This is a genomic window from Lysobacterales bacterium, from assembly GCA_016703225.1.
Taxonomy (GTDB): Bacteria; Pseudomonadota; Gammaproteobacteria; order Xanthomonadales; family Ahniellaceae; genus JADKHK01.
Genome location: JADJCM010000001.1, coordinates 1,341,631 through 1,354,229 on the forward strand (window position 1 = coordinate 1,341,631; position 12,599 = coordinate 1,354,229).

The window sequence follows — 12,599 nt, forward strand, 5'->3', positions numbered from 1 at the left end:
TGCAAACTTGCGGGCCGCGATCGGGCGCCATGGCGGCGGCGCGATACGCTTCGCTATGCTCGGCAGCGTTCTCCGAGGTGTGCATGAACCAGAATCGCGTGCTGGTCATCGACGACGAGCCCGACATCCGCCAGTTGATCGGCGACATCCTGCTCGACGAGGGTCATCGGGTCGAGACCGCGGATGGCGTGGTCGCGGCGCGTGCGGCGTTGCCGGTGTTCAAGCCTGATTTGATCCTGCTCGACGTCTGGCTGCCCGACGGCGACGGCGTCGCGCTGCTGCAGGAATGGCAAGAACAAGGCGGCCCAGGTGCGCCGGTAGTGATGATTTCCGGTCACGGCAGCATCGAGACCGCGGTCAGTGCACTGAAGCTCGGCGCTTACGATTTCCTGGAGAAACCGGTGTCGCTGGCGAAGCTGCTGGCCACGGTCAATCGCGGCTTCGAGCATGCCGCACTGAAGCGCGAAAACCTCGACCTGCGCGCGCGCGTCGCGCCGCCGCCGCCGATCGGCGGCAGCACCGCGATGCAGATCGTGCGTACCCAGCTCGAACGGGCTGCGCATGTCGATGCGCCGCTGTTGATCCGCGGCGAGACCGGCACCGGCAAGGAAGGGCTGGCGCGCTACGTCCACGGCCACGGTCCACGCGCGGCAGCGCCGTTCGTGCACTTTGCGGCAGCGACCATGGCCGGCGAGCGCGGCGTCGGCGCCCTGTTCGGTCGCGACGGCGCCCACGGTGAGGAAGCAGGGGCAATCGCCCAGGCGGCGAACGGCGTTCTGTACATCGACGAAGTCGCCAGTCTCGATGCCGGTACCCAGGCGCGCTTGGCTGCGGCCATCGCCGCGCGCCAGTACGTGCCCGAAGGCGGCCAGCGACCGCGACCGCTGGCGGCGCGCGTGATTGTCTCCAGCCTGCGCCCGCTGGAGCAGGAGTTGCAGGCCGGCAGCTTGCGCGAAGACCTGTACTTCCAGCTCAACGTGTTGTCGGTACACGTGCCGGCCTTGCGCGAGCGCCCCGAGGACATCGCCGCGCTGCTCGGCGCCCAGCTCGACCAGGTGGCGACGCGCGACAGCCTGCCGCCGCGCGCGCTCAGCGCCGCAGCCATCGATCGCCTGCGCCGCCATTCGTGGCCGGGCAACCTGCGCGAGTTGCGCAATCTGGTGCAGCGCTTGCTGATCATCGGTGGCGAGGGCGAGATCGACCTCGACGAAGTCGAGGACGCGCTCGGCATCATCGCGCCCGTCCCCGGCAAGCCCGCCGGCGATTTCCTGCTCGACCTGTCGCTGCCGCTGCGCGACGCCCGCGACCGCTTCGAGCGCACCTACCTGATGCGCCAGCTGCGCCACTGCCGCGGCTCGGTCTCCCGCCTGGCGCAGATCTCGGGCATGGAACGCACTCACCTGTACCGCAAGCTCAAAGACCTCGGCGTCGACCCCAAGGCGCTGGACGCAAGCGAGTAGCCACCGACCTTTGCACAAGCCCGGAGCCCGCCATGAGTCAGCCGCATGATCCGCGTCGCCGCGACTTCATTGCCACCAGCGCGGTGCTCGCCGCAGCTGCAACGGTTGCCGCCGAGGCCGGGCATGGGCAGCGGCATCCGGGCGATTTCGAGCTGGCCGGCAAGGACCGCGAAGCGCTGACGACCGGCCTCGGCAACGGCCAGTACAGCGCGCTCGGGCTGACGCGCGCCTATCTCGAACGAATCCAGGCGCATGATGCGCACACGGTCAACGCGATCATCGAGCTCAATCCCGACGCCGAGGCCATCGCCGCGCAGCTCGACACCGAGCGCAAGGCCGGAAAGATTCGTGGTCCCTTGCATGGCATGCCGGTGCTGATCAAGGACAACATCGACAGCGGCGACCGCATGGCCACGACCGCGGGCTCGCTGGCGCTGATCGACTGGCGGGCGCCTACCGACGCGCCAATCGTCGCCAGCCTGCGCGCAGCCGGCGCGGTGCTGCTTGGCAAGACCAACCTCAGCGAATGGGCGAACGCGCGCTCGACACGCTCGACGAGCGGCTGGAGCGGGCGCGGCGGCCAGACCCGCAACGCCTACGACCGCGCGCGTTCGCCAAGCGGCTCCAGCTCCGGCACCGCCGCGGCGATCGCGATGGAGTTCGCGGCACTCGGCATCGGCACCGAAACCGATGGCTCGATCATCTCCCCGGCGAACGCCAACGGTCTGGTCGGACTCAAGCCGACCGTGGGCCTGGTGCCGCGCGCCGGCATCATCCCGATCGCGCATTCGCAAGACACTGCGGGGCCGATGACCCGCTCCGTTGCCGACGCTGCCGCCCTGCTCGCGGCGATCGCGCAGCCGCACCGGGAGCTGGGCGCGATCGCCGCACCCGCCGCTGGTTTCGATCGCGATTACCTCGGCGCACTCAAGGCGCGCGCGGCGCAGGGCGCCCGCATCGGCGTCGCGCGCGGCCTGTTCGGATTTCACCCAGAGGTCGACCGTCTCGCCGACAACGCCGTGCGCGCACTGAAGGAACTTGGCGCCGAAATCATCGACGAAGTCGTCATCGACACCTTGGGCGAGTTCGACGACAGCGAGTTCGAAGTGTTGAGCTACGAGCTCAAGGCCGGGCTCAACGCCTATCTTTCGCGCCTGCCGAAGTCGGCACCGGCGCGTACGCTGGCCGGCCTGATCGAGTTCAACCGTACACGCGCCACGCTGGAAATGCCGCATTTCGCGCAGGAGTGGTTCGAGAGCGCCGAGATCAAGGGACCCTTGACCGACCCGGCCTATCGCAAGGCTCTCGCGCGCAACCACGAACTGACGCGCAGCAAGGGTCTGGATGCAGTATTCGTGAAGCACCGGCTGGACGCACTGGTCGGCCCGAGCGGCGGCCCGGCCTGGCTGATCGACCCGATCAACGGCGACCACTACACCGGCGGCAACACCTCGCTGGCCGCGGTTGCCGGCTATCCGCACCTGACGGTGCCGATGGGCTTCGTGCGCCACCTGCCGGTCGGCTTCAGCTTCTTCGGCCTGCCCTATTCCGAAGCCCGGCTGCTCGGCCTAGGCTACGCTTTCGAACGCGCGACCCAGGCACGCAAATCACCGTTCGCACATCGACGCTGACAAGCGGCGGCGGCGTTTCGCGTATCAGGCGTCGGACCCGCTGCGGGTTCGCCACCACGTGATGCCCATGTTGCGCCGATCCTTGTTCCTGCTCGCCCTGGCCCTGGTGCTGTCGCCCCCGGCCGGCGCCGACATCCTCGCCGGGAAGAATTGCGAGGCCGGCTGCGACCGCTACCGCGCGATCTCGATCTTCGGCGACACCATGAACGGCAACACCGAGCCGCTTTCGCTGCTCGGCGGCCCGAACCAGAGCGGCGTGCTTGATGCCGGCGACCTCAGCTACGACCCGGTCGAGCGCACCATCATCGTTTCCGACTTCTACGGCCAGAAGGTGCACGTGTTCGCGCGCGACGCCCGCTACGACGTGGCGCCGTTGCGCTCGTTCTCCAACATCTTCCTCGGCCAGGTGCGCAATGTCGTGGTGGCACAGGCGCAGAACGAGTACATCGCGATCAATTCCAGTTTCATCTGCGCTTTCGCTCGCAGCGCCCAGGGCAGCGTCAGCGCGTTGCGCATGACCAGCTATGACCCGGCGCTGGTGCAGAACCTCAACGGCCTGGCCTATCTGCCCGCCAGCGACGAAATCGCGGTTGGCGACTACTACGACACCGGCGGCGGCCAGTATGCCGGCGAGATCCTGATCTTCCCGCGCACCATCAGCGGTGCGCCGGTGACCAGCCGCCGCATCGCCGGTCCGGCGACCCAGCTTGGGCAGTGGATCGCCGACCTCGACTACAACCCGGTGACACAGGAGATCTACGTGCTCGCCGCCGACGGCGACGGCAATGGTCGCCTGCTCACCTTTCCGGCTGCGGCCAATGGCGACGTCGCGCCGACGCGCATGATCGCCGGCCCGAGCACCGGCATGAGCAACGCCGCCGGCCTGTCGTACTACGCGCTGCGCGACGAGTTGCTGGTCGGCAGCGGCAGCTTCAACAGCGCCGCCACGCATGTGCTCGGCTTCCCGCGCAACGCCAACGGGAACGTTGCGCCGAGTCGCGACATCAGCGGGCCGGATACCGGCGTCGGCGGCACCTATGGTTGGTACGACGTGCTTGGCCTGCCGCTGGTCGAGTTGTTCGGCAACGGCTTCGAGTAGCCGCATCGCGCCGGCCCGTTGCGTTTGGACACAGGCCATGCGACGTTGCCGGTCCGGGGAAAGAAAGCGAAGGACGGCAGGATGCGCGGTTCCGAGCGAATGGAAGTGCCGTTCCGGCACAGCCTGAGGGCGAAGTTGCTGGTCGGGCTGCTGCTGGCGCTGGCGACCATGCTGGCGGCGGTACTGGTGGTGTTCTACCTGCGCGGCTACGAGCTGCTGATGGCGCGCGAGCGCGCCGTCGCGACCAGCGACGCGCAGCGCCTGGCCAGCGACATGGGCAAGCAGCTGGCGCTGGCGGAAGGCCTGGCCGTGGCGCTCGAGAATCTCGGCGAACACCTGCCGCGCGATGCGGCGTTGTGGCGCGAAATCGTGCCGCATGTGCTCGACCTGGATGGTCGTGGCGAACTGATCGCCGGCGGCGGCCTGTGGCCCGAACCCGGTGCCTTCGCGCCCGGGGTCGCGCGTCGCAGCTTCTTCTGGGGTCGCGACGCCGGCGGCGTGCTGCGCTACTTCGACGACTACAACGCGCCCGACGGGCCCGGCTACCACGGCGAGGAATGGTACGTGCCGGCACGGCACCAGCGCGACGGGCGCTGCTATTGGTCGCGTTCGTACCAGGACCCTTACAGCGGGGAGCCGATGGTTACCTGCACCGCGCCGATGCGCGTCGCCGGCGAGTTCATCGGAGTCAGCACCGTCGACCTCAAGCTCTCCGGATTGCAGCGCTTCCTGGACGCGCGCGGCAAAGGCCTGCCCGGTTACACCTTCCTGATCGACCGCAGCGGCGTGTTCATCACTCTGCCGCCGGCGCGGCGCACGCGCTTGCCCGCGGGCAGCGCGGCGATGCCGAACTCGAGCGTGCGCAGCATCGACGAGTTCGCCGAGCACCACGGCGACTTCGCCGCACTCGCGGCGTTCCTGCGATCGGACGCCACCGATTCCGCCAGCGCGGCGCAATCCGATCTTGCCGCGCGCATCGATGCCACCACCACCACCATCGACGCCGTCGAGGCCGCGCGCATCGCGGCGCAGTTGCTCGACGATCCCGCGGCCGAAGTGCAGACGCGGCAATTGCAGTTGCCGCGAGATCCGTTCTTGCAGGAGGCTGGGCTGGTCACCGCGTTGCGGCTGCCCGGCGTGCACTGGCAGCTGGTGACCGTGCAACCGGCGCGCCTGGTGCACGAGGCGGTGATGTCGGTGATGACACGGGTGGCCTGGGCGCTCGGACTCGCCATCGTGCTGGCGGTGCTCGCTGCCGGCTGGTTGCTGCGACGCACGCTGGTACTGCCGATCCGTCGCATCGTCGAGCAGATGGCCGCGACCGAACACGCCATCGTTCCCGGTCGCGTCGAGGTGCGCGGTCGCGACGAGTTGGCGGTGCTGGCCGAGCGCTTCAACAACTACGCCGAGCGCATCGCCGAGAGCCATGCCGACCTGCTCGCCTCGGCCGAACAGTTCCGTGCCGTGACCGAACTCGCGCACGACGCGCTGATCCAGATCGACGACGACGGCTGCATCATCAGCGTCAATCGCGCCGGCGAGCAGATGTTCGGCTGGAGCGAGGCAGAGCTGCGCGACAGCGAGTTCAAGCGACTGATGGCCTGGGACCCGCGCGCCGAACTGCCCGCGCAGGAAGCGCCGGCAGGTACCGACGCCAGCCGCGCCGCCAGCCGCATGCTCGAACTGAGCGCCGTGCGCCGCGACGGCCGCGTGTTCCCGGCCGAGGTATCGGTCAGCTACTGGCGCGGACCGAGTTATGGTCTCTACAACGTGCAGGTACGCGACGTCACCGAGCGCCAGCGCGCCGAGGAACGCGTGCGCATGCTGGCGACGCACGACACCCTCACCGGCCTGCCCAACCGCACCCTGTTCAACGACCGACTCAAGCGCGCAGTCGAACGCTGCCTGCTCGACTCCTCGACCATGGCCCTGCTGTTTCTCGATCTCGACCACTTCAAGGTCGCCAACGACAGTCTCGGTCATAGCGTCGGTGATGCTTTGTTGCGTGCGGTTGCGCAGCGTCTGCTCGAGTGCATCCGTCCCGGCGATACCGTCGCCCGTCTCGGTGGCGACGAGTTCGCGATGCTGATGCCGAACCTCGACGCCGCCGCGCCGGCGGCGCTGATGGCGCAACGCGTGATCGACGCGATCGGCCTGCCGTTCGACCTCTCCGGCCAGCGCGTGCAGGTCGGCGTCAGCGTCGGCGTCACCCTGTGTCCGGGCGACGACAGCAATGCCGACCAGTTGCTGCGCAAGGCCGACCTGGCCATGTACCACGCCAAGTCCGAGGGCCGGAACACCTTCCGCTTCTTCACTGATCGCCTGCATGCCGAGCTGATCGAACGCAAGGCGATGCTCGACGAACTGACGCAGGCGCTGGCGGGTAACCAGTTCGAGCTGCACTACCAGCCAGTGCTGGAAACGCGCACGCGCGCGGTGCACGGCTTCGAGGCGTTGATCCGCTGGCGCCACCCAAGCCTCGGCCTGGTCACGCCCGAACGCTTCGTGCCGCTGGCCGAACAGAGCGGGCTGATCGTGCCGATCGGGCACTGGATCATCGCCCAGGCGATGTTCGACCTGGCCGCGCTCGACGCCGCCGGCGAGCACCCGGCGCGGCTCGCGGTCAACCTGTCGCTGGCGCAGTTCCGCGATCCGGCGCTGGTCGAGGGACTGCGCCGCGCGATCATGAAATCCGGCATCGATGCGACGCGGATCGAGCTGGAGCTGACCGAAACCGTGCTGATGCACGACCTCGACTCGGCCATCGAAATCATGCAGCAGTTGCGCGCACTCGGCATCGGGCTCGCGATCGACGACTTCGGCACCGGCTATTCGTCGCTGTCCTACCTGAAGCGCTTCCCGGTGCAGAAGCTCAAGATCGACAAGAGCTTCGTGCGCGGCGTCGCCGACGATGCCGACGCCGCCGCGATCTGCCGCTCGGTGATCGCGCTCGGCCACAACCTCGGCCTGCGCCTGGTCGGCGAAGGCGTCGAGGAGACGGCCGATCTCGACTGGCTGCAACAGCACCACTGCGACTACCTGCAGGGTTACTTGATCGGCACGCCCCTGCCGCTCCCGCAACTGCTCGAATGGGCCGCCAGCTACCGGCCTGGCGGCGGTTGAGCGCAGCGGTTCCAGTTGCAGCCTAGAACCCGCCGATCAGGCCGAAGCAGGCGCCGTTGACGAGCATGGCGATGCCGGCGCTGATCCAGAGTCCGAGCGCGGTGTCGTGGCGGCCGCGGCGGTGCAGCCAGATGCCGGCGGGGATCACGAACAACCACTGGCTGGCGCCGAACAGGATCCACACGCCGAGGCCGGCATAGCCGAAGTCGGGCTTGATCTGTGCGCCGATCACGGCGACGGCGAAGCCGAGCGCGGCCACCAACGCCAGGCAGCCGACTTCCCAGACGATGCCCATGGCCCAGTTGCCGCGATCGGTGTTGCGCGAGGTCGGTGGTGGCGGCGCGGCAGTGTTCATCGGCTGGTTTCCTCGGCACGGGGCTGCGCCCACGCCCGATCATGGCGCTCGCGCAGGGACTGCAGCAAGTCGCGGCGGTCGTCGCGATAGAACAGGTTGTAGGTATCGAACGGGATCAGCTCGCCGTTGGGCTGGGCGATCTGCACGCAGCTCTTCTTCACCGCGCGCAGGTCGAAGCTGTGGGCGTCGAGGAACTGCATGATGATGATGCGGAACACGTCGCGATAGCCGAGCCCGGAGAGCGACTCGACATTCGGCAGGCAGCACAGCAGGTTCGAAAGGTGATGCGCGCTGGCGTCCGGAGAATTCGCGGTCGAGAACAGCTTGAACACCTGCTCGCGCAAGGCGGGATCGCGTTCGACCACGATCGAATTGCGGCTGCCCTCGATCAGCACCTTGGGTTCGACATAACGCGTCAGCGGCACCAGCGCATCGCCCTGCTTCAGCGCATAGGCCATCGCCAGGCAGTCCGGATTGCACGGCACCGGCACCAGGTCGGCGGGAGTGAAGATCGGAGACTGCTCCAGGATGCGCCGGCGCACTTCGGTCAGCGTCAGCCGGTGCCGCGCCGGGTCGTAGCCTTCGATGCGACCCGCCGCCTGCACCGGCTGGAAGGTCACGCCGCGTATGCTCGGACGCGACTTGGCGAAGTCGATGATGGCGCCGAGTTCGTCGTCGTTGACGCCGCGCATCACCGTCACCACCAGCGTCGTCGAAATGTCGTGGGCGTCGAGCGCATCGAGCGCGCGCATGCGGGTGTCGCGAAGCTTCGCGCCGCGTAGCGTCTCCAGCGCGCCCTCGCGCAGCGAGTCGAACTGCAGGTACACCTCGAAGCCGGTGCGGTACGCGGCGAGCCGGCGCACGAACTCGGGCTCGCGGGCGATGCGCAGGCCGTTGGTGTTCAGCATCAGGTGCCGGATCGGGCGCCGCCGCGCCGCGTCGAGCACTTCGAAGAACTGCGGGTGCAGGGTTGGTTCGCCGCCGGAGAGCTGCACCACATCGGGTTCGCCCTCGCACTTCACCACCGCATCGAGCATGCGCTCGATCGTCGCCAGGTCACGGAAGCCGGGCCGGTGCGGGCCGGAGTCGGCGTAGCAGATCGGACAGCGCAGGTTGCAGTGATCGGTGAGCTCGATCAGCGACAGGCAGGCGTGCTGCATGTGCTCCGGGCACAGACCGCAGTCGTAGGGACAACCGAAACGCTGCGGCGTGGCGAAATGCCGCGGCAGTTCCGGCGGCTTGATCCAGCGCTCGCGCGCGTCGCGGTAGTAGTCGGCATCGTCGGCGATCAACACGCGTTCGCGGCCATGCTCGGGGCACCACTTCTCCAGGTACACGCAGTCGTCCTGGATCAGGATCTTGGCTTCGACGCGCATCAGGCAGCTGCTGCACACCGACACAGCGTAGTCGTAAAACAGGTAGGGGCGGACCTTGCTCATGGCGGGGCTTCCAGCAACTGGCGCGCGATGCGCGGGATCGACCGCAAGTAGTACAGCAACCCGGCGATGGCCAGCCACTGCAGGCCGGAAAGACCGAGCGGATAGAGCAGCGGCGCCGGCTTGAGCGACTCCGCGCACAGCCGCCAAGCGCAGTAGCCGAACATCAGCAGCCGGAAGCGATCGCCGCGCTCGCGCAGGCGCGGTGCCAGCAGCGCGATCACGCTACCCCACGCGAGCAGGAACGCGATTTCGTACAACGCGGTCGGATGCCGCGGCACGCCGTCGCCGTAGTCGAAAGCGAACGGACCGGCGGTGGGCAGCCCGGCGGTGTGGTCGGAGACCCCGGCCAGATGGCAGCCGATGCGACCGAGCGCGAGCGCGAGCAGGATCGGCCAGACGAAGGCGTCGCCGGTGGATTCACGCAGCCCGATGCGCGCCTTGGCGAACTCGACGCCGGCGACGCCGCCGAGCAGGCCACCGAGGATGGACTTGCCCTGCATCAGGTTCATCGCGTTGGGGAAATCCGCGAACGCGAGTTGCGGGTCCTGCAGCCACCACGACAGGCGTGCGCCGAGTGCGGCACCGAGGATGGCACCGGCCAGCAGCGCAAGTTGCGCGCCGCTGCCGAGTGCGGCGGTGCTCGGGTAGCGCCGACGCTGATGCAGGAACAACCGGAAGCCGAGCGCATAGGCGAGCAGCTCGAACAGCAGGTGGACCTGCGCCGGACTCACGCGCCGGGTGGCGGCGGTGGCGGCGCCGCGGGTGTCGCGCCAACCGCCACTGCCGCGGGCTTGCGGCCCATGCGCGACCACACGAACAGCCCGATCACCGCGGCGATGATGGCGAAGCCGAGCAGTGGCCGGTAGAACACCCAGGCGATGCCGATGGTGAGCAGCGACAGCAGCAGCGAGATCAGCCCGGTGACCAGGCCGATGCCCCAGCTGCCGATGGTGCCGAGCATTGGCAGCACGTCGAGCACGCGGCTGATCGGCGCGAACACCATCGACAGGCCGATCCACATCAGCAGCGTGCCGCCGGCGCGCACCAGCCAGGTGATCAGGCTGTTGCGGGCCTGCGCGCCCTCGAACATCTGCGCCGCCGGCACCGAGCCGTCCTCGACCAGCAGCACCTCGCGGCCATTGCTGGCGACGTAACGGTCGAGCAGGCCGCCGCTCTGTTTGGCAATGATCGAGAACGTCGCCTCCGGCTGGTACTCGTAGCGGATGCGCATGTCGCCGACTTCGGGCCGCTCGGGATCGGCACCGCGGTACAGCGCGCCGCTGCCGAGCCGACGGAACTCGCCGAACTGTTCGGGCAACTGCGTCGTGATTGTCGCGGGCAGGTCCTGCCAGCGCCCGAGCGCATCGCGCGTCGCCTGCGCCAGCGTGAACGCACCGAGCTTCACCTCGTTCGCGGCGAAGCTGTCCGAATGCAGCGGCCACTGGTTCGGGTTGGCGTGGGTGTCGGACCTCTTGAAGTCGCTGGAGTCAATTGGATCGTCGTTCCACTCCTGCTGGTACTCGTACTCGGTGACGGTCTCGGTGCCGCCACCGAGCTTCTTCTTTTCCTTGCTGCTGCGCTTCTCGACCCACTGGTACATCTCGACCACGCGCCGCAACTGCAGCGCATCGACCGCGAGCCCGGTGCTCTCGTCGCGCGCCTGGGGGCTCGCGTCGACCTTTCCGGTGACATGCAGCAGCCTGCCTTCATTCTTCGCCTCGACCGTGTCGATGCCGACGTCGATCACCGCACCCGCACCCTCGGCCAGCGCCCGCGCTTCGCCAATGGCACGGCCCTCGTTCCACCACAGCAATGCGAACGAGCCGAGGAACAGCAGCCCGCCGATCAGGGCACCGGACAGCGATTGGCCAATGCGCTTGCCCCAGCCGGTGCGGGTGACTTCGGTGTAACGGTCGACCATGGCGTTCCCCTTCGTGGATGACGCGGAATCTAGCGCGACGCGGGGGCTTGCGCAGTCGTTGCTGATGATCGCCGAGGGGTTGGTCCTGCGGGGCGCCGTCGTTGTTCAGGCAGCCAGTTCGTCCGACAGATGCGGATGTGCGAGCAGCAAGCGCATCAGGCACAACACGGCGCCCGGCGGCGCGAACCGGCCTTGCTCCCAATCGCGCAGCGTCGCGGCGGGCGTGCCGATGCGCGCCGCGAACTCGGCTTGTGATGCCCCGAGGCGTGCGCGTGCCGCCCGCACCAGCATCTGTTCCGGCGTAGTCACGCGCCCCTTGCGCTCGGCCGCTTCGCGCAACGCCTGCCGAAGCTCCGGCAGTGGTTCGCCGGCGTCGGCTTTGATGGCCTTGGCGATTTTCTCGATGTCCATTACAGCGCCCTCCCGATGTCGCCGGTCGAGACGTTTTCACAGTCGCTCTTGGCGTACATCATTACCAGCAGTACCGTGCCGTCCTCGGCGTAATTGAAGTAGATCACGCGCGCTCCGCCGCGCTTGCCCGTTCCGGGCATCGTCCAACGCACCATGCGCGCACCGCCCGCGCCCGGGACCACATCACCCGCCTCCGGATTGGCGGCCAGCCATGCGAGGAAGTCCAGACGCTGCTCTTCGGTCCAGAGCTTGTCGACTTGTCGCTGAAACGTCGGAGTCTCGATGGCCGTTCGTACGGCCGAAGAGTACGGAAATCCCGTACTCATGGCAAGTGTCTGCGCTCGACCATTCGTGCCGGATTCGCCGTAGTGTCAGGGCATCCTCCGAAAGCCGCACCGGCGCGCGTCGGTTCGGCGACCCGCAGTCAGCGCGAGTCGGCGAGTCGGCGCATTTCGTCGTGGTGGTGGAGTTGCACGCCGGGCGGGCCGGGGTGGGCGATCAGGGATGTCATGGCGGTGGCGACGTCGGCGGCAGCGATCGCGCGGTAGCGGGAAAGATCACCGCCGAGCCAGGGGCTGTAGGCGCGGGCGGCGAGTTGGGCGAGGCGTTCCAGCGGGCGGAGTTCCTCGCGTGCGCCGAGCAATTGGGCTGGGCGCAGCAGATCGACGCGCTCGAAGCCGAGTGCGGCGACGTCGCCTTCGGTCTGACCCTTCACGCGCAGGTAGAACACGTTGGACTTCGCGTCGGCGCCGACCGCGGACACCAGCAGCGCATGGCGTGCGCCCAGCCCTTGTGCGATGCGCGCCCAGCGCATCACCAGGTCGTGGTCGATGGCATGGAACATGCCCCGGCTGCCGGCCTTGCGCCGGGTCGATCCCAGGCAGCAGGCGTAGACGTCGACGTGTTTCACTGGCGCTTCGCTCAGCATGTCGCGCAGCTTCTGGTCGCTGCAGGTCATCGCATCGATCTGCGGATTGGCCAGGCGCGGGTGGCCGAGTCCGATCGCGCGCCGCGTCGGCGCGATGACGCGCAGGTCGAGCGCGTCGTCGCGCAGCAGGCGCCCGAGCAGCTCGATGCCGATCATCCCGGTGGCCCCGGTCAGCAGGATTGTCCTCATCGCATGCACCTCGCCGTTGCCCAGCGGAACCGTACCGCAGCCG

11 protein-coding genes are annotated in these 12,599 nt (G+C 68.3%); 4 read left to right on the forward strand and 7 right to left on the reverse strand.

Translation table 11 applies throughout. From position 1 onward, the window contains the following. Positions 1 to 83 precede the first annotated feature (83 nt). The 4 genes from IPG63_05785 (at position 84) to IPG63_05800 (ending at position 7,313) form a co-directional block, all read left to right on the forward strand. Positions 84 to 1,460 carry a sigma-54-dependent Fis family transcriptional regulator gene (locus IPG63_05785; GenBank protein MBK6726762.1) on the forward strand — a complete coding sequence of 459 codons (1,377 nt, stop codon included), beginning with the start codon at positions 84 to 86 and terminating at the stop codon, positions 1,458 to 1,460. Positions 1,461 to 1,492: 32 nt separating this feature from the next. Then, a complete protein-coding gene (locus IPG63_05790) occupies positions 1,493 to 3,091 on the forward strand; it encodes an amidase (protein ID MBK6726763.1) in 1,599 nt (532 codons plus the stop codon). A 67-nt stretch (positions 3,092 to 3,158) separates the two neighbouring features. Next, positions 3,159 to 4,190: a hypothetical protein gene (locus IPG63_05795; GenBank protein ID MBK6726764.1), complete on the forward strand. Its 1,032-nt coding sequence runs from the start codon at positions 3,159 to 3,161 to the stop codon at positions 4,188 to 4,190. A gap of 81 nt (positions 4,191 to 4,271) precedes the next feature. Beyond that, positions 4,272 to 7,313 carry an EAL domain-containing protein gene (locus IPG63_05800; protein ID MBK6726765.1) on the forward strand — a complete coding sequence of 1,014 codons (3,042 nt, stop codon included), beginning with the start codon at positions 4,272 to 4,274 and terminating at the stop codon, positions 7,311 to 7,313. A 22-nt stretch (positions 7,314 to 7,335) separates the two neighbouring features. Here IPG63_05800 and IPG63_05805 read toward each other — a convergent pair whose 3' ends face one another. The 7 genes from IPG63_05805 to IPG63_05835 all read right to left on the reverse strand — a co-directional run bounded on the left by IPG63_05805 (position 7,336) and on the right by IPG63_05835 (position 12,556). Next, entirely contained in the window at positions 7,336 to 7,668 is a 333-nt protein-coding gene (locus IPG63_05805) for a hypothetical protein (protein ID MBK6726766.1), read from the reverse strand. Then, on the reverse strand, positions 7,665 to 9,107 hold the full coding sequence (locus IPG63_05810; GenBank protein MBK6726767.1) for a radical SAM protein: 1,443 nt from the start codon (positions 9,105 to 9,107) through the stop codon (positions 7,665 to 7,667). The genes IPG63_05805 and IPG63_05810 overlap by 4 nt, the downstream gene beginning before the upstream one ends. Then, a complete protein-coding gene (locus tag IPG63_05815; protein ID MBK6726768.1) occupies positions 9,104 to 9,838 on the reverse strand; it encodes a prolipoprotein diacylglyceryl transferase in 735 nt (244 codons plus the stop codon). Before IPG63_05815 ends, IPG63_05810 begins: the two co-directional genes overlap by 4 nt. Continuing rightward, positions 9,835 to 11,028 carry a TMEM43 family protein gene (locus tag IPG63_05820; GenBank protein MBK6726769.1) on the reverse strand — a complete coding sequence of 398 codons (1,194 nt, stop codon included), beginning with the start codon at positions 11,026 to 11,028 and terminating at the stop codon, positions 9,835 to 9,837. Before IPG63_05820 ends, IPG63_05815 begins: the two co-directional genes overlap by 4 nt. A 105-nt stretch (positions 11,029 to 11,133) precedes the next feature. Next, the gene (locus IPG63_05825; protein MBK6726770.1) at positions 11,134 to 11,439 is read right to left on the reverse strand and encodes a helix-turn-helix domain-containing protein; all 306 of its coding nucleotides are present in this window, start codon (positions 11,437 to 11,439) and stop codon (positions 11,134 to 11,136) included. Beyond that, a complete protein-coding gene (locus tag IPG63_05830; GenBank protein ID MBK6726771.1) occupies positions 11,439 to 11,765 on the reverse strand; it encodes a DNA-binding protein in 327 nt (108 codons plus the stop codon). Before IPG63_05830 ends, IPG63_05825 begins: the two co-directional genes overlap by 1 nt. Before the next feature lie 98 nt (positions 11,766 to 11,863). Beyond that, positions 11,864 to 12,556, reverse strand: coding sequence for an oxidoreductase (locus IPG63_05835; GenBank protein ID MBK6726772.1), 693 nt, complete (start codon positions 12,554 to 12,556; stop codon positions 11,864 to 11,866). Between the last annotated feature and the right edge of the window lie 43 nt (positions 12,557 to 12,599).